We start from the raw sequence: 19,622 nt of genomic DNA on the forward strand, positions 1-19,622 counted from the left end.
GGCCGCGGGGTGAAGCCTCGAAACACGAGGCGGGCAATCGGCGTGCCTGGGCCGCTCTCGCCATGGCCGAGCTGGCGGTAAAGGAGGCGCGTTCCATCGGGGCGTAGTCAAATGGCGGCGGCTGAGGTGGCGCGAGGCCAGCATCATATCCGGTCCTGGCGGCAGGTCGCTGGATCCTATGTTGCCACCCTGCGGACGTTCTGCCTGCCTTTCCGTGACCAAGGCGGTTTGCCTGTCTTCGCTATCCGGCCTGCAATGTCGCCATCTTGGCGCCGAAGCCGATGAAGACCACGCCTGTCGCGGCTTTCAGCCAGCGCTGGAAGCGCTGGTTGCGCGCAGCTCTGGCGAGCCTCGCAAAGATCATGACCATCGAGCCGAACCAGATGACGTTGAGGCTGGCATGGACGGTGACCAGAAGGAATGCCTCGCCGATCGCGGCCCGGCCATTGGCGTCGTGGTGGATGAACTGCGGGAAGACCGCGAGGTAGAACATCGACACCTTCGGATTCAGGGCGTTGGTGAGGAAACCCTCGAGGAAGGCACGCGGAAGGTGCCTTACCTTACGGGAAGGGGTCACTGACGTTACGGCAGCATAACCGCGCCAGGCGCCGACCAGCGCCTTGATACCGATCCAGCAGAGATAGGCGGCGCCAATCATCTTGACGACGAGGAAGGCCTGCGCCGACTGCGCCAGCAGCAGGGAGATGCCGCAGATCGACAGGGTGCCGTGCACATAGAAGGCGGCGACAAAGCCGGCAATATTGGCGAAACCGGCGCCACGCCCCGAGGTCGGCACCGTCTTGGCGATGAGGACGCCGTTGGGGCCGGGGGAAATGATCAACAACGCGGTGACGAAAGCAAAAGACAGAATTTCAGCAATCGACATTGCGCGCCTCTCCTGGGCCTGGTTTTGACTGTGGGGCTTCGAGCAAGTATGTCGTCGCCGATACCGGCGTCAATATCCAATCTTCGAGGGTGACGGACCCTCCTGGGAGGACTGGAACAGGGCCGGCCCTTGTCCAAATTGCGGAACCGATTGACTTGCATCCGCGAAGGACTAAGCTTTATGCCATAGCAACCACCACTCACACGCGAGAGATAGCGGAGGGCGTGAGTGGCTGGCGACCTTGAGGAGGATGAGGTTTGCCGTGGATTACCGTGTTGTTCTGCTGATCGCCACATCCGTCATTGCCCTTTCCCCTGCTGACGCCGGGGCGCAGGAGGGCGATGCGACGGCGGGTGCCGCCGTTTTCAAGAAATGCGCGACCTGTCATGTCGCCGATTCCGATACGAACAAGGTCGGCCCATCGTTGAAGGGGCTGTTCGGCCGGAAGGCCGGAACGCATCCCAATTACGCCTATTCGGCGGGGATGAAGGCGGCCGGCGAGGGCGGCCTCGTCTGGGACGAGACGGTGCTGCGCGACTATCTGCACAATCCGAAGGGGAAGGTGAAGGGTACGAAGATGGCCTTCGTCGGGGTGAAGGACGACCAGGAAATCACCAATCTCATCGCCTATCTCAAGCAATATTCCAAGTGATGGGCAATATTCCCAATGCGGGGCAATCTCCAAATGGCGGCTCGCGCCTCCGGAGGCGCATGCCTAAATTGCCGTAATTGCCGATATTTTCTATCTGTGCGATAATAAAGACGGACTTTTTGCGGAATGCGGTTTCACGGGTCGACCTGCTCGAGGAGGAGCGGACATGGCTGTCGTGCTGATCCTCGTCCTGATTGTCGTCGGCTCCGTGCTGTTCCATGTGCTGAGCCCGTGGTGGTGGACGCCGATCGCGTCCAACTGGACCTATATCGACACTACCCTCGTCATCACCTTCTGGATCACCGGTATCGTCTTCGTGGCGGTGGTTTCGTTCATGGCCTATTGCGTCTTCCGCTTCCGGCACAAGCCCGGCAACCGGGCACATTACGAGCCCGAGAACCGCAGGCTGGAATTGCTGCTGGGAGGGGGAACGGCGCTCGGCGTTGCGGCGATGCTGGCGCCCGGCCTGATCGTGTGGAACCAGTTCATCACGGTGCCTGCCGATGCCGCATCGGTCGAGGTCGTCAGCCAGCAATGGCTGTGGAGTTTCCGGCTGCCCGGAGCCGACGGAAAGCTCGGCCGCGCCGAGACCGGCGACGTCACCCCCGAAAACCCGCTCGGCCTTGATAAAAACGACGCAAGCGGCCTCGACGACGTCATCATCGAGGGCGGTGAGTTGCATCTGCCGATCGGCAAGCCGGTGCACATCTTGCTGCGCTCGGTCGATGTGCTTCATGATTTCTACGTGCCGGAATTCCGCGCCAAGATGGACATGATACCCGGCATGATCACCTATTTCTGGTTCACGCCGACGCGGACAGGGACCTTCGACATCCTCTGCGCCGAACTCTGTGGCGTCGGCCATGGGCAAATGCGCGGCACCGTCGTTGTCGAGGAGGATGCGGACTACCAGACCTGGCTCGGGCAGCAGCAGACATTCACCCAGCTTACGGCGTCATCGGGAGAGATGCCGCCGGCAAACTGAACCCCCAGCCGTCGCAGACCGCTGGGAGACGAAGGGGAGAGAGATCATGGTCGAGATTCCATCCGACAGCGCAGGCGCCATCCCCTCTGCCGAAGTCGAGGATGTCGAGCTCTATCATCCGAAAAGCTGGTGGACAAAATATGTGTTCAGCCAGGATGCCAAGATTATTGCCGTCCAATATTCGCTCACGGCGATCGCAATCGGCCTGGTGGCGCTGGTGCTCTCCTGGCTGATGCGGATTCAGCTCGCCTTTCCCGGCTATTTCACCTTCATCGATGCCGATCATTATTATCAGTTCATCACCATGCACGGCATGATCATGGTGATCTATCTGCTGACCGCACTGTTCCTCGGCGGCTTCGGCAATTACCTCATTCCGCTGATGGTCGGCGCGCGCGATATGGTGTTTCCCTACGCCAACATGCTGAGCTATTGGATTTACCTGCTCGCAGTGCTGATCCTCGCTGCGGGCTTCTTCGCCCCCGGCGGTCCGACGGGGGCCGGCTGGACGCTCTATCCGCCACAGGCCGTTCTCTCCGGCACGCCTGGCGGCAAGGACTGGGGTATCCTGCTGATGCTCTCCTCGCTGATCGTCTTCATCATCGGATTCACCATGGGTGGGCTGAACTATGTGGTGACCGTGCTGCAGGGGCGGGCGCGCGGCATGACACTGATGCGCATGCCGCTGACGGTCTGGGGCATCTTCACCGCGACCGTGATGGCGCTGCTCGCCTTTCCCGCCCTCTTCGTCGCCTGCGTCATGATGATGTTCGATCGCCTGCTCGGCACGAGCTTCTTCATGCCTGCCATCGTCGAAATGGGCACGCAGCTGCAGCATGGCGGCGGCAGCCCGATCCTCTTCCAGCACCTCTTCTGGTTCTTCGGGCATCCGGAGGTCTATATCGTTGCGCTGCCGGCCTTCGGCATCGTTTCGGACCTGATCAGCACGCATGCGCGCAAGAACATCTTCGGCTACCGCATGATGGTCTGGGCGATCGTCATCATCGGCGCGCTCAGCTTCGTCGTCTGGGCGCACCACATGTATGTCAGCGGCATGAACCCGGCCTTCGGCTTCTTCTTCGCCACGACGACGCTGATCATCGCCGTCCCAACGGCGATCAAGGTCTATAACTGGGTGCTGACGCTGTGGCGCGGCGACATCCACCTGACCCTGCCGATGCTCTTTGCGCTCGCCTTCATCGTCACCTTCGTCAATGGCGGCCTGACAGGCCTGTTCCTCGGCAATGTCGTCGTCGACGTGCCGCTGTCGGATACGATGTTCGTCGTCGCGCATTTCCACATGGTCATGGGAGTCGCGCCGATCCTCGTCATCTTCGGGGCGATCTATCACTGGTATCCGAAGGTGACGGGACGCATGCTGAACGACGTGCTCGGCCATATCCACTTCTGGATCACCTTCCTCGGCACCTATGCGATCTTCTTTCCGATGCACTATCTCGGTCTGCTCGGCGTGCCACGCCGCTACTTCGAGATGGGAGAGACGGCCTTCGTTCCGCCTTCGGCCGATACGCTGAATATCTTCATCACCGTCATGGCGCTGATCGTCGGGGCCGGACAGATGGTCTTCCTGTTCAATCTGGTCTGGAGCCTTTTCCGGGGCAGGGAGTCCGGCGGCAATCCGTGGCGGGCAACAACGCTCGAATGGCAGACGCCGCAGACGCCGCCCGCCCACGGCAACTGGGGCAAGGATCTGCCGGTCGTCTACCGCTGGGCCTATGACTACAGCGTTCCGGGGGCGGCCGAGGATTTCATTCCGCAGAATGTGCCGGCAAGCGGCGACGTCACACGGGAGGTTCCGGCATGAACGTCACGCTGATCTTCCTTGCCGCAGTCGCCGCCATTATCTTCTGGTGGCTTTCCGGGCAGCGGTTGACCTCGAAGCCCTGGCTCGAAACCGGATCGGTGCAGTTGCCGGGTCATAACGGTGCCGAGCGGCAAAGGCTGCCGGCGCCGGCGGTGAAAATCGGCCTCTTCGTGTTTCTCGGCGTCGTCGGCGCCGTCTTCAGTCTTGCCGTCAGCGCCTATTTCATGCGCATGGCGTCGACCGACTGGTGGGCTACGCCTGTTCCCCGGCTGCTCTGGGTGAACACTGCGGCACTGGCCTTAAGCAGCGCTGCCCTGCAATGGGCGAAAAGAGAAGCAGGGCATGGCCGCATGGAGGTGCTGCGACCGGCGCTTGCTGCAGGACTTGCGCTTGCCATCTTCTTCCTCGTCGGACAGATCCAGGCATGGCGGGAGCTGACGGCGGCCGGGTACGTGCTTGATGATAACCCTTCCAACAGCTTCTTCTACATGCTGACCGGCTTGCACGGCCTGCATATCCTCGGCGGGCTTGCCGTGCTCGCGCACACGACGGTCAGGGCTTTTTCAACGGCTGTGGCGACGGATAGGCTGCGCCTGAGCGTCGATCTTTCCGCCATCTACTCGCATTTCATGCTCGCCGTCTGGCTGTTGCTCTTCGCGCTCTTTGCCGGATGGGCAAATGATTTCGTCGATCTCTGCCGCACACTGCTCAGTTAGGAGATTTGCAGATGGCACATCCTGTCCAGACGCACGGCGAGCCAGGCCTCAGCCCGGTCGGCCTGCGCGGTGTCGCGGCCGATTTCAGCTCGGATCAGCGCGCCTTCAAGACCGCCTCCTGGGGCAAGGCGATGATGTGGATCTTCCTCTTGAGCGACACCTTCGTCTTCGGCTGTTTCCTGATCGCTTATATGACCGCCCGGATGTCGACGCCGGTCGCCTGGCCCAATCCGAGCGAGGTCTTCGCGTTGCATATCGGCGGCCAGGACGTGCCGCTGATCCTGATCGCGATCATGACTTTCGTGCTGATCTCGAGCAGTGGCACCATGGCGATGGCGGTCAATTTCGGATATCGCCGAGACCGCCGGATGACCGCGGTGCTGATGCTGCTGACGGCAGTTCTCGGAGCTTGCTTCGTCGGCATGCAGGCCTTCGAATGGACGAAGCTGATCACCGAAGGCGTGCGCCCCTGGGAGAACCCGTGGGGGGCGGCACAGTTCGGATCGACCTTCTTCATGATAACAGGCTTTCACGGCACCCACGTCACGATCGGCGTCATCTTCCTGCTGATCGTCGCCCGCAAAGTCTGGCGCGGCGATTTCGACGTGGAACGGCGCGGCTTCTTCACCAGCCGGAAAGGCCGCTACGAGGCCGTCGAGATCATGGGCCTCTACTGGCACTTCGTCGACCTGGTCTGGGTCTTCATCTTCGCGTTTTTTTATCTGTGGTGAGGTGGTCATGAGCGAGACAACGGCGCATGCGCAAAGCCAAACGGTGAATGCACAAACACACACCGGACAGCAGCACCCGATCCGGCTGTATCTCTTCGTCTGGGGCCTGCTCTTCGTGCTCAGCGCCTTTTCCTACATGGTCGATTATCTCGGCATCCAGGGTTATCTCAGGTGGACGCTGATCCTTGTGTTCATGATGCTGAAGGCCGGGCTGATCGTCGCCGTCTTCATGCACATGGCCTGGGAACGGCTGGCGCTCGTCTACGCCATCCTGCTGCCGCCGCTGCTGGTGCTGGTTTTCGTGGCGCTGATGGTATCGGAAGCAGACTACACGATCTTCACCCGGCTGGCGTTCTTTGGGGCTGGGCCGTAGGGTCTGTTGGACAGGATGGACAGATCAGAGCGGACTTCGGCCATGACCCAGGAAATCCGCCTTTTTGGCGCTATTGCGGTCCGACCCGCCGTCCTTGCTCTCATATCCCGGTTCGAAACGGACACCGGATTCACAGTTGCGGTCAAGTGGGAGCTCAATCCTGTCGTCAAGAAGCAGATTGAAGCTGGGGAGCCTTTTGACCTCGTCATCACCAATCCGAACCTGGTTGAGGATCTGGCTGTCTTGGGAAAGGTCAAGGCGGGGAGCGAGGTCGCGTTCGGCCGGATCGCAATGGGGGTGGCGGCCAAGGCAGGCGGTCGGCCGCTCGACATCGGGTCGGTGGAAGCATTCAAACATGCGTTGAAGAGCGCCAGTTCGATCGCCTACGCCAGTGAGGGAAGCAGCGGCGGCTACTTCTCCGGTTTGCTGGAACGCTTGGGAATAGCCGATGAGGTAAAGCCCAAGCTGGTGGCCATATCAGGAGGGCAGACCGCGCCGGCCGTAGGCCGTGGGGAGGCCGAGTTGGGCGTTGTTCCCGTGACTTCGATTCTCGCCGCCGCTCCAGAGGTCATGCTTGTCGGTCGGTTTCCGGCAGAACTCCAAAGTTACATTGACTTCGCTATTGGCATCAGCGCCGATTCAACGGACGCAGAAGCTGCCAGGCAGCTGTCGGAATTTCTGACGTCGACAGCCGTCGACGATATCCTGGTGGCAAAGGGCGTCGAACGCCGCTGAAAGCCTGCTTGATAAGCAGCGATCGGTTCACGGTCATCGTCTGATTTTCAACGTCTCGAAGGTAGGGGGCTCCCCTTCTTCTCCCAGGACCGCAGCGCACGCCAGAGCACGGTGTTGTCTGCATAACCCAGCACACGCGCAATCTCGGACATCGGTGCGGCATGTCGGTCGCCGAGATAGTGGGCGGCGAGTGTCTGGCGGTGCTGGCGAACGAGATCGCGAAGCGACACGCCTTCCTCTGACAGCCGGCGCTGCAGGCTTCGCGGCGACATCTTCAGTTCGGCGGCAAGCGTTGCAACCGTCACCGGTTTGCGGCCGAGATAGATGCTGATCAGGGCCTGGACCTTTTCCGTGAGGATATCGCCGGCCGCTGGCTCGTTGACCAGATCGCCGATATGCCGCTCCAGGATTTCGATCAGGCTTTTGTCTTCCGCACGGTGTACACGGTCAGCTTCCGCCTTGTTCATGACGATCCGGTTGCTGGATTGGCCGAACAGGATGGGCGCGCCATAGATGCGTTCGAGCACGCCGGCGTCGCGCGGGGCGTGATGCTCGAGCTGGATTTCGATCGGCCGCCAGCCGCGACGGAAACACGAACGGACGAGCTGACAGGAGGCGGCGATCGTGAATTCGCTGTCCTGCCGGCGCGGCCACATGCTGGGATCGACGATCCGGTAGCTCCAGACAAAATCGCCATTCTCCTCGAACACGCCGGAACTGGTCGCGCCTTGTACCGCGTTGACATATTTCGACAGCCGCTCGAAAGCGCTGCGAATGGTCGGCGAGAGCGCGAAGAGCATGCCGATGGGGCCGATGTCGGCGGGCTTGAAACCGGTGCCCATGCGGGCTCCCAGTCCCGGTTCGCCTGTTATCGTCGCGGCCTCCTCGAACAGCGCGACATAACGGGCCATGGGCAGGACAGCGTAGGGATCTTCCAATTGCGAGCGCAGAATGCCGTGCGAAGCCAGAAGAAGGTCGGTTTTCCCGGATCTTTTATCGATTTGTTGCACCAGCGGGATCAAGACGGAGGCTCGAATTGAAGCAACTGCGGGCATGCGGCTGATCAAATGCGATGCAACTGCCATTTTCAGCGTCTCCGGTGACCTTCGTGGCGCGAATTATCGATTCATTGGCATAAACTGCAATTTCGGGGCCAGATCGCCGCGCTTACCTTCTTGCCAACAAACAAGCAAAGAGGGTTCTCCATGACACTGGAAGCAAGCATGCCCGCACCATCATCGCCGGAGCGTCGTCTGGCCAGGGACTCGGTGGGCCTCGCCCATATCGTGTTCTTTGTCGTTGCCGCGGCCGCGCCGCTGACGGCTGTCGTCGGCGCTTCGCCGGCCGCCTTTGCCTTTGGCAATGGCGCAGGCGTTCCCGGCGCTTTCGTGCTTGCCGGCCTGCTCTACCTGCTCTTCTCGGTCGGCTTCACCGCCATGAGCCGGCATGTGGGCGGGGCAGGAGCCTTCTACACCTATATCACCCACGGTATTGGCAAGCCGGCCGGTGTGGGTGGTGCCTTCATGGCGCTGGTCACCTATAGCGCGGTTCAGATCGCCATCTATGGCCTGTTTGGTTTCTTCATGGCCAATGCCATAGCGCCGCTCGGGCTGGTCCTGCCCTGGTGGGCCTTCGCCTTCGCGGCACTCGTCGTCGTGCTGGTCTGCGGTCAGCGCAACATCGCCTTCTCAGGCGCGATCCTCGGCGTCTGCATGATTGCCGAAATCGCCATTTTGCTGGTTCTGGATCTTGCCATCGTCTTTTCTGGCGGCGGACCGGAAGGCATCAGCTTCTCCTCCTTCATGCCATCGTCGGTCTTTGCGCCCGGTCTTGGTGTGGCGCTGGTCTTCGTCATCGGTTCCTTCATCGGCTTCGAAGCGACGGCCATTTTCGGCGAGGAAGCCGAAGATCCGGAAAAGACCATTCCCCGCGCCACCTATGTTGCCGTGCTGCTCATCACCCTCTTCTATGCCTTCTCCACCTGGGCAATTGTGCAATTCTACGGTCCGGGCAAGGTGCAGGCCGCTGCTGCTGCCAGCCTCGACAGCTTCTACTTCACTGCCGCCAATTCCGTGCTTGGCCCATGGTCGAGCCAGGTGATGAACGTGCTGCTGATCACCAGCCTGTTTGCCTGCATCCTGTCCTTCCACAATACGCTCAACCGCTATTTCTTCGCTCTCGGCCGTGAAGGTCTGGCCGCCAAGGTGCTTGGCAAGGTTCATACCAAACATGGCTCACCCTACGCCGCAGGTCTTCTGCAAAGTCTGGTCGCGGCCGTCGTCCTTGCCCTGTTCGTGATCTTCGGTGCCGATCCCTACACTGTCGTGTTCTCGTGGATGGCGGCGCTGGCAGGTATCGGTATCCTACTGGTGCAGGTGCTGGTCTCCGTCGCGATCATCATGTTCTTCCGCAAGACGCCGAACAGCTACAGCGCCTGGACCACGATGATCGCGCCAGTGCTGGCGCTGCTCGGTCTCATGGGTTCGCTGGTGCTGGTCAGTTCCAATCTTTCACTCCTTTCCGGCAGCGAAAGCCCGATCGTCAAGGCATTCCCCTATGCCATGGTGCTGGTGGGCATTCTTGGCGCGCTGTTTGCGATCCGGGTCAAGAGATCCAAGCCCGCTCTCTACGCCTCGCTTGGAAAGGTCTTCGAATGAGTGCGGTTGCTGAATTTTCACCCGTCGATCGCCTTCTGGTTCTCGCGGTCGCGATCCTTGCGGGCGCAACATTGCTGGTTGCCGTCGAGGCACACGCCTTCTGCTCTCTGTTCTGCATTCATGCAGACCAGATGATCGAGACACAGATCTGCTCCGGTCGATCCTGATCATCGCAGCTTGCGACGCGCCATGTTGCGTCGTCTCTTCCAAAAACAAGAGGTATACCAATGGACGCCGTTGTCGCAGTTACCCATCCGCTCGATCCTCTCAGCCTCGACGAGATCGCTTCTGCCGTTGCCATACTCAAGGATACGCAGACACTCGCAGCCACCTTCCGCTTTCCGATCACCCGGCTGGAGGAGCCGACCAAGGCGGATCTTGCCGCCCATCGCCTGGGCGACGGGCTGCCGCGGCTTGCCTTCATCCTGGCAATCGACATCAGCAACGGCGAAACCTTCGAGGGCGTCGTAGACCTGACTGTCGGCACGGTGTCCTCCTATATCCGGCTGCCTCTCGATGAACTGCCCTATGGTCAGCCGCCGATCATGCTGTGCGAATTCGAAACCGTTGAAGGCACCGTCAAATCCGATCCGCGCTGGATCGCCGCCGTCAAGAAGCGCGGCATTACCGACGAGGATATTCCGCTCATCCAGATCGATCCTTTTTCCTCGGGCTATTTTGGCCGCGAATTCGAGAAGGGAAAGCGCATCGTCCGCGCCGTGTCCTACTGGCGCGAGGATGTCCGTGACAACGGCTACGCGCATCCGATCGAGGGCGTGGTGGCGGTGGTCGATCTGATCACCAACCGAGTGGTCGATCTCGTCGACGATGAGAAGATCATTCCGGTTCCGAGGAAGAAGCGCAATTATGGCCGCGAAACCTTCCCCGAACCGCGGCCCGATCTCACGCCGCTGCATATCGTTCAGCCGCAAGGGCCGAGCTTTACGGTCGACGGCTGGAAAGTTGAATGGCAGAACTGGAGTTTCCGTGTCGGTTTCACCCCGCGCGAAGGCCTCGTTCTGCATGAACTCGGCATCAAGGATCAGGGCAGGCTGCGGCCCGTCGTCTTTCGCGCCAGTGTCACCGAAATGGTCGTGCCCTATGCCGATCCGACCGCGAACCACTATTGGAAGAGCGCCTTCGATGCTGGCGAATATGGCCTCGGACGCCTGGCCAATTGCCTCGAACTCGGCTGCGACTGCCTCGGCCATATTCACTATTTCGACGTGCCGGCGGCGGATGATCTCGGCCAGCCTTTCATCATGAAGAACGCCATCTGCATGCATGAGGAGGATTACGGAATCCTCTGGAAGCATTACGAATTCCGCAACGGCATTTTCGAAGTGCGCCGTTCGCGCCGCCTCGTCATCTCCTTCTTCGCAACCGTCGGCAACTACGATTACGGCTTCTACTGGTATCTCTACCAGGACGGCACGATCCAGCTCGAAGCCAAGCTCACCGGCATCATCCAGACGGCGGCGGTCGCGACCGGCGAAACCTATCCATGGGGTGGCATGGTCGATGACAATCTCGGCGGTCCGACCCATCAGCATTTCTTCAATGCGCGCCTGCACATGGATGTCGATGGCGGCGACAATACCGTGACCGAGCATGAGTTCGTGCCGCGTCCATGGGGGGAGGACAATCCCTATGGCAATGTCTTCGATACCAGGAGCCGGGTGCTGAAGCGCGAACTCGATTCGCCGGCAGTCGCCAATGGCGAGACCGGCCGTTACTGGAAAGTCTCCAACCCCAACATAAAGAACAGCGTCGGCAAGGCGCCCGGCTACAAGATTGTCGTCATGCCGTCGCCGGTCATGCTTGCCCAGCCGGATTCGACCGTTGCCCAGCGCGGCGGCTTCGCCAAGAAACACATCTGGGTCACGGCCTTCGATGCCAGGGAAAAATATGCGAGCGGCGATTATCCGAACGTGCATGCCGGCGGCGACGGCCTGCCGGGTTATGTCAAGCAGAACCGCGAAATCGAGAATGCCGATGTCGTGCTGTGGCATTCCTTCGGCCATACCCATGTCTGCAAGCCCGAGGATTTTCCGATCATGCCGGTGGAATATGCCGGTTTCACGCTGAAACCGAACGGCTTCTTTGCATCCAACATCGCCATGGACCTGCCGCCGGAAGGAAACAGCCAGAGTGTGGACAATCGCCTGCAGCGTTCGCCTGACAACACTGGAAACGGCTCCTGCTGCCACACATAGCTGCAATGCTCGACGGCCTAGCCCGCGACTGACGTCTTCCGGGTGGTGCGAGGGCGCTGTAGAGTTGCAGAATGTGTGCCCTACTGTCCCACCCCGGAGGCTCCCTATGGCTGGGGTCTTGTTGTTTCATCACGACAGGGACCCAAGGGTGCGCGCCCGTTCGCCGATGCCTCACGCGGCAGGTCGGGAGAGCGTCAGCTCTGCCGGGCTGCTGCGATGAAATCGGCCGACTGGCAGATCAGCGCATCTCCCATGAAGGCCATGTTGGCGAATGATCGCTCGGCGGCCTCGGCATGCCCGGCGCCGCAGGCGTCGCTGATGACGAGCGGCACGAGCCCGAGGTCGGCACCGTGGCGAACCGTCGGCTCGATGCCGATTTCGGTGGCGACGCCGCAAATGGCGAAGCTGGTCAGACCCAGATCGCGCAGAATGATCGACAAAGGCGTGCCTTCGAAAGCCGAAAAGGTAATCTTGTCGATCACCGCCTCGTCGTAGCGCGGCTGAAGTTCGGGCACGATCTCGAAGCCTTCGCTTCCTCTGAGAAACCAGGGTTTGATGGCGGCCGGATCGTCGATCCTTTGCCAGGCCATGGCCTGACGACGCTGGAAGGCGCCCATCAGAGCGAGCGGCATCGACATGTGCCGCATGAAGATGACGGGAAAGTTCGATGCCCGCGCGGCGGTCAGAATCGACAGGACGCGGGCGGTGATGCCGGCGCCGTCAGGCATTTGCCGCATGATGCCGATCTGCATGTCATAGACGACGAGAGCCATTTGATCCGGCCGGCAGAAATCGCCGATTGTCTTGCCGGGGTGTTTGATGGAATGCATGCTCGGCCTCCTCTTTTCCTGCTTATGTAGAGGAGATGAATTGCGTCCGGCAAGCAGAAGGTGACAGTTTCCGGGGCGAGGCGGACATTGTCGGCGGCTTGGTCCGCGACTGACGTCTTTCCGGCGAAGCGATGACGCAGTAGAATGGGTGCGCCCGACCATCCCACCCGGAGGCTCCATATGGCTGAGATCCTGTTGTTCCATCACGCACAGGGGCAGACTCCTGATGCGCGAGCGTTCGCGGCGTTTTTTTGGGGCGCGGCCTTGGGGGGTGGCGGTCGTCCGCACGCGGCACGCCTCGAGTGGACCATTTGATGGAGATCAAGCAATGGAAAGTTTATGGCTATCTCGCGCAAAACGTCTCCAAGCGATCGCATCAACCGGGCTCTACTTTTGCAAGGACGAATTCGATCGTGAACGATACCAAGAGGTAGCGGACATCGCACACGCGATGCTAGCCGATCTTGCCAATGTGCCGATCACGCGCATCTCTGGTCTCGTATCTGATTTTGCTAAAGGCTATGCCACGCCGAAGGTCGATGTTCGCGGGGCGTTGATCGAAGGAGGTAAAGTCCTTCTGGTGCGGGAAAAGAGCGACGGCCGATGGACCTTGCCCGGCGGGTTTGCGGATATTGGACGATCAGCGTCGGAAAATGTCGTCACCGAAATACAAGAAGAAGCGGGCCTTCAGGTTTCGGCCACCCACTTGTACAGCGTGCGACACAAGGTGAAGGCCGCATATGACCCTGATGCGAGAGATTTCTATAAACTGTTCTTCCTCTGCGAGCGATCGGGAGAGATGACGATGAAGGCGGGCATCGAAACGTCGGAAGTCGGTTTCTTCGCACCTGCCGATCTCCCCGATCTGTCGCGAGGGCGCGTCCTGGAAAGCGATATTCATTCCGCTTTTGCATTCCAAAATGGTGCCCAACGGTTTGCCACGTTCGATTAGCTGTTTTCGCACAGAGCATATCTTCTGTTGCTGATCGATCGCCCGGCGGCTATGTTGCCCACGTCGGAAAAGGCATGACTTGGTGTGGTTGGCCCAAGTCCTTTCGGAAACGAAAGCTCTGTTCCTTGCCTCGTGCATGAGTTCTCCACGACGAACACGGACGCTGCTCAAGCGTCCCACTGTTCGTCCGTGTGGTTCTCGAAACGACGAACTGCTCCGGTCGAACGACCATAAAGGAGTAGTTCATGTCCGATTTTCTCATGATTCATGATGTCGTGATTTCAGGTGCCGGCCCTGTCGGTCTGTTTCTGGCCTGCGAGATGCGGCTGGCAGGCCTCTCGGTGTTGGTGCTGGAGCAGGCCGAAGACCCATATTCGCCGTTGAAGCGGCTGCCGTTCGGCATGCGCGGCCTCTCCGCACCGACCATCGAAGCCTTCTACCGTCGCGGGCTGCTGGATGACATCATGGCGCCGCAGCGCGAAAAAGATCAATCGACTTCAGCGCATTGGATGCAGCAGCCGCGTCGCCCGGGCGGCCATTTCGCCGGCATTCAGTTCTTCCACGACACCATCGACAGCTCGACGTGGCCCTATCGCCTGCCAGGTCCGGCCGGTAGCAGCATGGCGGTCGAGATGGAGCACCTCGAATCCGTCCTGGCCGCGCGCGCAAGCGCGATGGGTGTCGAGATCAGGCGCGGGCTCGGCGTCGATGGTTTCGAGCAGTCGGGCGAAGGCGTGACCGTTCGTGCGGGTGGCGAGATCTTTCGCGGAGGCTGGCTCATCGGTTGCGACGGCGGGCGCAGCACCGTGCGTAGGGCAGGCGGCTTTGAATTCGTTGGCACCGATCCCGAGTTCACCGGCTATTCCGTTCAGGTCGAGATGGCCGATCCGGATAAGCTCGTCCCGGGCCGCCATTACACGCCGACAGGCATGTATACCTACCAAAAGCCCGGCACCATCGCGATGGTCGATTTCGACGGGGGCGCGTTTCACCGAACGCAGCCGATCACGCCGGAGCATGTGCAATCGGTGTTGCGGCATATTTCCGGCGCCGATGTCACGGTGACGGGCCTTGAGCTTGCCACCACCTGGACGGATCGCGCCTATCAGGTGACGGCTTACCGCAAGGGCAGGGTGCTGCTTGCGGGTGACGCCGCGCACATCCATTCCCCCTTGGGCGGCCAGGGCCTGAACCTCGGGCTCGGCGACGCGATGAATCTTGGATGGAAGCTTGCAGCGACGATCCGTGGCGATGCGCCGGAGGGCCTGCTCGACAGCTATTTCTGCGAACGGCATCCAGTTGGAGCGCAGATTCTCGACTGGTCGCGCGCCCAGGTCGCACTGATGCGGCCGAGCCGGAGTTCACGCGCGCTCGAAGCCATCATCCGTGACCTGATCGATACGCGTGACGGCGCGACATACTTTGCCGAGCGCGTCTGGGGTGTGTCTCTCCGCTACGATCTTGGCGGCAGTCACCCGCTGGTCGGCCGCAGCGCTCCCGACTTCGAGCTGGCCGACGGGACAAAGCTCGGCGATCGCCTCAGGCAGGGCAAAGGCCTGCTTTTGGACTTTGACGCCGGTGCACCGCTGCAAGCGCTGGCAAGCCGCTGGAATGGGATCCCCTATGTCGCCAGTGACGCCAGGGATCGGCTGGGGCTGAGCGCGCTGCTCGTGCGCCCCGACGGCTTCGTGGCGTGGGCTGGTGAGACTGTGCCTGACAATGAGGAAGCTGCGCAGGCCGCATCGCGGTGGTTCGGCAAAGCCTGAAACTATGAATGGACAATCGATGTACAGGTCTCGGAAAGGTTCTTCAGCCTTATCAGTCCGGTAGAGCGTCACGGAAGTTTCCCGCCTATCGCTTTTCGGCGGGTTTGCAGATGTTGCTTCGGCAAGGTGTCCGCACTCTTCCAGGCAAGGCGGCGACGCTGTAGAGTGGCGATGCGCCCGACCATCCCACCCGGAGGCCCCTTATGGCTGAGATCCTGTTGTTCCATCACGCGCAGGGGCTGACCCCGGGTGTGCGTTCGTTTGCCGACGATATCAGGGCAGCCGGTCACATCGTGCACACGCCTGATCTGTTTGACGGGCGCACGTTCCCAAGCATCGAAGCGGGGATCGCCTATATCGGCGAGATCGGATTCGACGCCATGCGGGAGCGCGGCGTGCGCCTCGCCGACGAATTGCCTGCCGGGCTCGTCTATGCCGGGTTCTCCTTCGGGGTGCTGCCGGCGCAGAAGCTGGCGCAGACGCGGCCCGGCGCCCGTGGGGCTCTGCTCTTCTACTCCTGCCTGCCGATCAGCGGCGAGTGGGCCTTCGGACCCTGGCCGGACGGCGTTCCGGTGCAGATCCACGGCATGGACAACGATCCGATTTTTGTTGGCGAGGGCGACATCGACGCCGCCCGCGAGATCGTGGAGAAGGTCGAGGACGCGGAGCTTTTCCTGTACCCAGGCGATCAGCACTACTTCGCCGACCGCTCGCTGCCGTCCTATGACGCGGATGCGACCGCGCTGCTCACCCTCCGCGTGCTCGAATTCCTGAATCGCGTCTGATCCAGACATTCCGTGGGAGATCCGGTTTGGCTCCGGTATAGCCGTCCTGAGATAGATGCCGTTCATCCTGCAGCGCGGCTTCGGCGCGGAGCGGATTATTCCGACACCACGCAGAAATTGTTGCCTTCGGGATCATTCAAGACCGTGTAGCCATCCGCTTCCCGGACGAAGCTCGCTCCGAGGAATAAAAGCCGTTCTACCTCCCTGGCCCGATCGGGGGTGGCAATATCGAGATGCAGTCGGTTGCGGGCGGGCCGTTCCCCCTGGCGAAGTTGGAAGCAAAGGCGGGTTCCGGGGCCTTCGACCATCACGGTCGGGTCAGTCTCGGGTGTCAATCCGAGAGCGGCAAGGCGGGCCAGTTCTTCGTCGTCATATGGCATCACGTCGTAGCCATCGAGCGCCTCCGCCCAGAACCGGGCGACACGTGAGGGAATGTCGCAATCGATGACGATTTCTTTCAGCCTTGCCATGGAATCCTTCAAGAATTGTTGGGCCGGCGACGGCAAACGCGTTCGACGATCGCGCCACCGACGGCCGGCAGCAATGCGAAAAGCATGAGCTGCGGTGTCTCCGTCAGCGCCAACAGGCCAGACATGAGGAAGGCGACCAATAAACCTGCCAGCACCCCGGCTGCATAGGGCAGATAATCCTTCAAGAAAGCCTCCGTCTTGTGCTGATCTCAAACAGAAGGGGCATTATTGGCTTGAGATAGAGATCTTTGCGGTATCGGCAATGGCTGGTTGCGGCCGAACCTCACGTCGTCCGATCGGTTTGTGCGGAATACCACCACGTTGGTTTACGCGACAGGTCGACCCAAACGACGTGAGCCGGTGCACGTGTTTTGCAGGAGACGACCGATTTCTTTCGCGCTATGAAGACTGACCGCATATTCCCGCTACATCCGACACCGAGGTCCTTCACATGGCTTTGAAAATCCTTTTCGTTGGCGGTACCGGCCAGATTTCATATCCATGCGTCGAGCGCGCCGTGGTTCAGGGCCACGATGTCAGCGTCTATAACCGCAGTTTGAGAGGCGACCCATTGCCCGCGGGGGTTACCTCGATCGTCGGCGATCTCGCGGCGCCCGCCTATGCGGACTTGGCCAAGGCCAATTATGACGTCGTGTGCCAGTTCATTGCCTTTACGCCCGATCAAGTCGCGCGTGACATCGATGTGTTTGCCGGGCACTGCGGCCAGTACATCTTCATCTCTTCGGCTTCGGTCTATGAAAAGCCGCCGCGCCATTATGTGATTACCGAGCAGACACCGGCGATCAACCCCTACTGGCGCTATAGCCAGGACAAGATTGCCTGCGAGACGCTGCTCAAGAATTCCGAGAATCTCGCCTGGACCATCGTCCGCCCCAGTCACACCGTTCGCACCGGCTTGCCGATCATGATGGGCGACAGCGATGTCATGGCGAGACGCATGCTGGACGGCGAGCCCACCATCGTAGCCGGCGATGGCCATACGCCCTGGACACTGACCCGCTCGGTTGATTTCGCGGTGCCCTTTGTCGGGCTTTTCGGCAAGCCGGCGGCGTTGAACGAGATCTTCCACATCACCTCCGATCGCGCCTACATCTGGAACGATATTCAAAAGACGATCGCCAGATTGCTTGATGTCGAGGCCAGGATCGTGCATGTGCCGACGGACACCCTGGTCCGGTACAATCCGGAGTGGGTTGGGCCCCTCAGGGGCGACAAGGCATGGTCGGCGATCTTTGACAATTCAAAGGTCAAAAGCGTGGCGGGCGACTTCACCTGCGCCGAGAGCCTTGATGAAATTCTGGCGGAGCCGATCATGCATCTCAAGCAGCGCCTGGCCAAGAACCGTCCGCCAAGGGGCGATCTCGATGCTTTGGTCGATCGGATCTGCGTAGCACAAAGCGCTCTCGGCTAGGCAGTTCCTCGTAGAGCGCGTGCAGGGCATTTATGATCCTCGCCTATCGGCGCGCCATTGCCGAATGCCAATTGGCGCACAGTTCGCCACAATGATCGTCGCCACTTGCCCTCGACGCAGAATCTGTACGGCGGTCCCGGAGCGTCGGATGAGGGATGGCACGGCATATCGCTCACAAAAAATCCCAGCCTAAAACACGTCCTAAAACATGATGGAGGTCGCGCCGGCTGAGGATCTCGGCAATGATGGCCATCCATTCGCCACTCCGATCCTATCAGGCCATGCTGTTCATTCCGCTTCCTTTCGTCGTTGCCCTGCTGCTGCTCATCCTCTTCGTCACCGTCCTCAGGCGCGACGAGGAGGCGCAGCCCAATCTGCCGTTTCTGGCACTGATCCTGCTCGCCGTGCTGCAATCCGTCCTCTCCGGCCTGCGCTGGGGCTACGGGGTGCAGGCGGTGGGCGTGATCGCGCCTGTTACCGCGGCGATGGTGCCGCCGCTTGCCTATGCCGGGGTTTCCAGGCTGGTGAGGACGAGCCGGCGGCCGCTGCCGACGCGCATTGCACTGCATGCGGTGCCCGCCGCGGTCATGCTGCTTTTGATGGTGTTCCGGCGGGATGCGATCGATCTCGCGCTGGTGCTTGTTTTCGTCGGTTATGCCATGGCGATCCTGCTTCTGATGCGGCCGGGCGCGGATGCGCTTCGGCTTGCGCCCTTCGAGGGAGCGGTGCCGGCCTATCGGGCCATCATCTTTGCGGCGGCGGCGCTGTGCCTGTCGGCCTCGGTCGATATTTTCGTTTTTTTCGATTTCACATGGGCGCATGGCGAGTATGCGCTGACGCTGATCAGCGTCAGCAATCTCGCGGTTCTCGTCATCCTCGGCATTGCGGCAGCGGCCGCCAGCCGAAGCCGGGCGCCGGCCGAGACGGTGGAGGCGGTGCTGAAGTCCGAAACGACCGAGGATAAGGAAACGATCGCCACGGTCGATGCGCTGATGGAGGCAAAAAAACTCTATCGCGATGCCAATCTCAATCTCGACCGGCTGGCCCGCAAGGCCGGCATTCCCGCCCGCCAGATCTCGGCGGCGATCAACCGGGCGATGGACAAGAACGTCTCGCAATATGTCAATGACTACAGGATCGGCGAGGCCTGCCGGCTGCTTGCCGCGACCCAGAAATCGGTGACCGAAGTGATGTTCGAGGTCGGCTTCCAGACCAAGTCCAACTTCAACCGCGAATTCCGCCGCGTCACGGATATGACGCCGCTTGCCTGGCGTGAGAGGAAGGGCGGATCCGGCGTCTCTTCGGCTTCGTCTTAAGGTACGTCCTCTCAGCTCCCGCCTACGCAATCACCCGCCCTCGTGGTTCGAGACGGCCCCTCGGGCCTCCTCACCATGAGGGCTAATCGCAGGTGTCTTGCCGCGCGGAGTGATCGGTGTATCTCAGATCGTGGGAGGAGGCCCCGGCCGCATTCCAAGCCGCCACCTCTCTCCAGCCTCATCCTGAGGTGCCCCGCAGGGGCCTCGAAGGACGGGGCTGGCCACCGCGTCGCTCTAACAATGCGGATGTTGCCGTTGGTGCAGAGCCCACCCGCCCTCGTGGTTCGAGACGGCC

General features: G+C 60.9%; 20 protein-coding genes. 15 read left to right on the forward strand and 5 right to left on the reverse strand.

Annotated elements, in window-relative coordinates:
- Nucleotides 1-241: 241 nt before the first annotated feature.
- On the reverse strand, nt 242-886 hold the full coding sequence (locus tag GFM02_RS09620; RefSeq protein ID WP_131663685.1) for a LysE family translocator: 645 nt from the start codon (nt 884-886) through the stop codon (nt 242-244).
- A 262-nt stretch (nt 887-1,148) separates the two neighbouring features.
- Between GFM02_RS09620 and GFM02_RS09625 the strand changes: the two genes are divergently transcribed.
- From GFM02_RS09625 to GFM02_RS09655, 7 genes are all read left to right on the forward strand, one after another.
- Entirely contained in the window at nt 1,149-1,538 is a 390-nt protein-coding gene (locus GFM02_RS09625) for a c-type cytochrome (protein WP_026265317.1), read from the forward strand.
- Between the two features lie 166 nt (nt 1,539-1,704).
- Nucleotides 1,705-2,523, forward strand: coding sequence for a cytochrome c oxidase subunit II (locus GFM02_RS09630; RefSeq protein WP_011652557.1), 819 nt, complete (start codon nt 1,705-1,707; stop codon nt 2,521-2,523).
- Between the two features lie 46 nt (nt 2,524-2,569).
- Nucleotides 2,570-4,348 (forward strand): cytochrome c oxidase subunit I, encoded by a 1,779-nt coding sequence (gene ctaD, locus GFM02_RS09635; protein WP_168271271.1) that lies wholly within the window; start codon nt 2,570-2,572, stop codon nt 4,346-4,348.
- A complete protein-coding gene (locus GFM02_RS09640; RefSeq protein WP_168271270.1) occupies nt 4,345-5,064 on the forward strand; it encodes a cytochrome c oxidase subunit 3 in 720 nt (239 codons plus the stop codon). The genes ctaD and GFM02_RS09640 overlap by 4 nt, the downstream gene beginning before the upstream one ends.
- A gap of 11 nt (nt 5,065-5,075) precedes the next feature.
- Entirely contained in the window at nt 5,076-5,795 is a 720-nt protein-coding gene (locus tag GFM02_RS09645; protein WP_020050563.1) for a heme-copper oxidase subunit III family protein, read from the forward strand.
- 7 nt (nt 5,796-5,802) lie between these two features.
- Nucleotides 5,803-6,168, forward strand: coding sequence for a cytochrome C oxidase subunit IV family protein (locus GFM02_RS09650; protein ID WP_168271269.1), 366 nt, complete (start codon nt 5,803-5,805; stop codon nt 6,166-6,168).
- A gap of 42 nt (nt 6,169-6,210) precedes the next feature.
- Nucleotides 6,211-6,903 carry a molybdate ABC transporter substrate-binding protein gene (locus GFM02_RS09655; protein ID WP_205930247.1) on the forward strand — a complete coding sequence of 231 codons (693 nt, stop codon included), beginning with the start codon at nt 6,211-6,213 and terminating at the stop codon, nt 6,901-6,903.
- 47 nt (nt 6,904-6,950) lie between these two features.
- Here GFM02_RS09655 and GFM02_RS09660 read toward each other — a convergent pair whose 3' ends face one another.
- Nucleotides 6,951-7,988, reverse strand: coding sequence for an AraC family transcriptional regulator (locus GFM02_RS09660; protein ID WP_168321532.1), 1,038 nt, complete (start codon nt 7,986-7,988; stop codon nt 6,951-6,953).
- 120 nt (nt 7,989-8,108) lie between these two features.
- Between GFM02_RS09660 and GFM02_RS09665 the strand changes: the two genes are divergently transcribed.
- The 3 genes from GFM02_RS09665 to GFM02_RS09675 are packed head-to-tail and all read left to right on the forward strand — an operon-like array spanning nt 8,109 to nt 11,776.
- Nucleotides 8,109-9,560 (forward strand): APC family permease, encoded by a 1,452-nt coding sequence (locus tag GFM02_RS09665; protein ID WP_168321533.1) that lies wholly within the window; start codon nt 8,109-8,111, stop codon nt 9,558-9,560.
- Entirely contained in the window at nt 9,557-9,727 is a 171-nt protein-coding gene (locus tag GFM02_RS09670; protein WP_020050559.1) for a hypothetical protein, read from the forward strand. The genes GFM02_RS09665 and GFM02_RS09670 overlap by 4 nt, the downstream gene beginning before the upstream one ends.
- Before the next feature lie 60 nt (nt 9,728-9,787).
- The gene (locus GFM02_RS09675; RefSeq protein WP_168321534.1) at nt 9,788-11,776 is read left to right on the forward strand and encodes a primary-amine oxidase; all 1,989 of its coding nucleotides are present in this window, start codon (nt 9,788-9,790) and stop codon (nt 11,774-11,776) included.
- A 194-nt stretch (nt 11,777-11,970) separates the two neighbouring features.
- On the opposite strand, the gene GFM02_RS09680 is transcribed toward GFM02_RS09675, so the two are convergent.
- Nucleotides 11,971-12,606, reverse strand: coding sequence for a cysteine hydrolase family protein (locus tag GFM02_RS09680; RefSeq protein ID WP_018074382.1), 636 nt, complete (start codon nt 12,604-12,606; stop codon nt 11,971-11,973).
- A 328-nt stretch (nt 12,607-12,934) separates the two neighbouring features.
- Here GFM02_RS09680 and GFM02_RS09685 point away from each other — a divergent pair, with 328 nt between their 5' ends.
- The 3 genes from GFM02_RS09685 (at nt 12,935) to GFM02_RS09695 (ending at nt 16,109) form a co-directional block, all read left to right on the forward strand.
- Complete coding sequence (locus GFM02_RS09685) at nt 12,935-13,558, forward strand: NUDIX hydrolase (protein ID WP_168321535.1); 624 nt, start codon at nt 12,935-12,937, stop codon at nt 13,556-13,558.
- Nucleotides 13,559-13,803: 245 nt separating this feature from the next.
- A complete protein-coding gene (locus GFM02_RS09690) occupies nt 13,804-15,324 on the forward strand; it encodes an FAD-dependent monooxygenase (RefSeq protein WP_168321536.1) in 1,521 nt (506 codons plus the stop codon).
- A gap of 203 nt (nt 15,325-15,527) precedes the next feature.
- Nucleotides 15,528-16,109, forward strand: a complete 582-nt coding sequence (locus tag GFM02_RS09695; protein ID WP_168321537.1) for a dienelactone hydrolase family protein — start codon at nt 15,528-15,530, stop codon at nt 16,107-16,109.
- A gap of 95 nt (nt 16,110-16,204) precedes the next feature.
- On the opposite strand, the gene GFM02_RS09700 is transcribed toward GFM02_RS09695, so the two are convergent.
- Together GFM02_RS09700 and GFM02_RS09705 are read right to left on the reverse strand one after the other, a co-directional pair.
- Nucleotides 16,205-16,579 carry a VOC family protein gene (locus GFM02_RS09700; protein WP_168321538.1) on the reverse strand — a complete coding sequence of 125 codons (375 nt, stop codon included), beginning with the start codon at nt 16,577-16,579 and terminating at the stop codon, nt 16,205-16,207.
- A gap of 8 nt (nt 16,580-16,587) precedes the next feature.
- Complete coding sequence (locus GFM02_RS09705) at nt 16,588-16,764, reverse strand: hypothetical protein (protein WP_168321539.1); 177 nt, start codon at nt 16,762-16,764, stop codon at nt 16,588-16,590.
- A 266-nt stretch (nt 16,765-17,030) separates the two neighbouring features.
- On the opposite strand from GFM02_RS09705, the gene GFM02_RS09710 reads away from it, so the two are divergent.
- Nucleotides 17,031-18,011, forward strand: coding sequence for an SDR family oxidoreductase (locus tag GFM02_RS09710; protein WP_168321540.1), 981 nt, complete (start codon nt 17,031-17,033; stop codon nt 18,009-18,011).
- Between the two features lie 242 nt (nt 18,012-18,253).
- On the forward strand, nt 18,254-19,327 hold the full coding sequence (locus GFM02_RS09715) for a helix-turn-helix domain-containing protein (RefSeq protein ID WP_168321541.1): 1,074 nt from the start codon (nt 18,254-18,256) through the stop codon (nt 19,325-19,327).
- Nucleotides 19,328-19,622 lie beyond the last annotated feature (295 nt).

The sequence above is a fragment of the Rhizobium leguminosarum bv. viciae genome (genome assembly GCF_012276115.1).
Taxonomy (GTDB): Bacteria; Pseudomonadota; Alphaproteobacteria; order Rhizobiales; family Rhizobiaceae; genus Rhizobium; species Rhizobium leguminosarum_T.

Excerpts from the sequence above, each read along its gene's own strand:
- GFM02_RS09620 (WP_131663685.1), bottom strand. The coding sequence starts at position 886 with ATGTCGATTGCTGAAATTCTGTCTTTTGCTTTCGTCACCGCGTTGTTG.
- GFM02_RS09630 (WP_011652557.1), top strand. The coding sequence starts at position 1,705 with ATGGCTGTCGTGCTGATCCTCGTCCTGATTGTCGTCGGCTCCGTGCTG.
- ctaD (WP_168271271.1), top strand. The coding sequence starts at position 2,570 with ATGGTCGAGATTCCATCCGACAGCGCAGGCGCCATCCCCTCTGCCGAA.
- GFM02_RS09640 (WP_168271270.1), top strand. The coding sequence starts at position 4,345 with ATGAACGTCACGCTGATCTTCCTTGCCGCAGTCGCCGCCATTATCTTC.
- GFM02_RS09645 (WP_020050563.1), top strand. The coding sequence starts at position 5,076 with ATGGCACATCCTGTCCAGACGCACGGCGAGCCAGGCCTCAGCCCGGTC.
- GFM02_RS09650 (WP_168271269.1), top strand. The coding sequence starts at position 5,803 with ATGAGCGAGACAACGGCGCATGCGCAAAGCCAAACGGTGAATGCACAA.
- GFM02_RS09655 (WP_205930247.1), top strand. The coding sequence starts at position 6,211 with ATGACCCAGGAAATCCGCCTTTTTGGCGCTATTGCGGTCCGACCCGCC.
- GFM02_RS09660 (WP_168321532.1), bottom strand. The coding sequence starts at position 7,988 with ATGGCAGTTGCATCGCATTTGATCAGCCGCATGCCCGCAGTTGCTTCA.
- GFM02_RS09665 (WP_168321533.1), top strand. The coding sequence starts at position 8,109 with ATGACACTGGAAGCAAGCATGCCCGCACCATCATCGCCGGAGCGTCGT.
- GFM02_RS09670 (WP_020050559.1), top strand. The coding sequence starts at position 9,557 with ATGAGTGCGGTTGCTGAATTTTCACCCGTCGATCGCCTTCTGGTTCTC.
- GFM02_RS09675 (WP_168321534.1), top strand. The coding sequence starts at position 9,788 with ATGGACGCCGTTGTCGCAGTTACCCATCCGCTCGATCCTCTCAGCCTC.
- GFM02_RS09680 (WP_018074382.1), bottom strand. The coding sequence starts at position 12,606 with ATGCATTCCATCAAACACCCCGGCAAGACAATCGGCGATTTCTGCCGG.
- GFM02_RS09685 (WP_168321535.1), top strand. The coding sequence starts at position 12,935 with ATGGAAAGTTTATGGCTATCTCGCGCAAAACGTCTCCAAGCGATCGCA.
- GFM02_RS09690 (WP_168321536.1), top strand. The coding sequence starts at position 13,804 with ATGTCCGATTTTCTCATGATTCATGATGTCGTGATTTCAGGTGCCGGC.
- GFM02_RS09695 (WP_168321537.1), top strand. The coding sequence starts at position 15,528 with ATGGCTGAGATCCTGTTGTTCCATCACGCGCAGGGGCTGACCCCGGGT.
- GFM02_RS09700 (WP_168321538.1), bottom strand. The coding sequence starts at position 16,579 with ATGGCAAGGCTGAAAGAAATCGTCATCGATTGCGACATTCCCTCACGT.
- GFM02_RS09710 (WP_168321540.1), top strand. The coding sequence starts at position 17,031 with ATGGCTTTGAAAATCCTTTTCGTTGGCGGTACCGGCCAGATTTCATAT.
- GFM02_RS09715 (WP_168321541.1), top strand. The coding sequence starts at position 18,254 with ATGATGGCCATCCATTCGCCACTCCGATCCTATCAGGCCATGCTGTTC.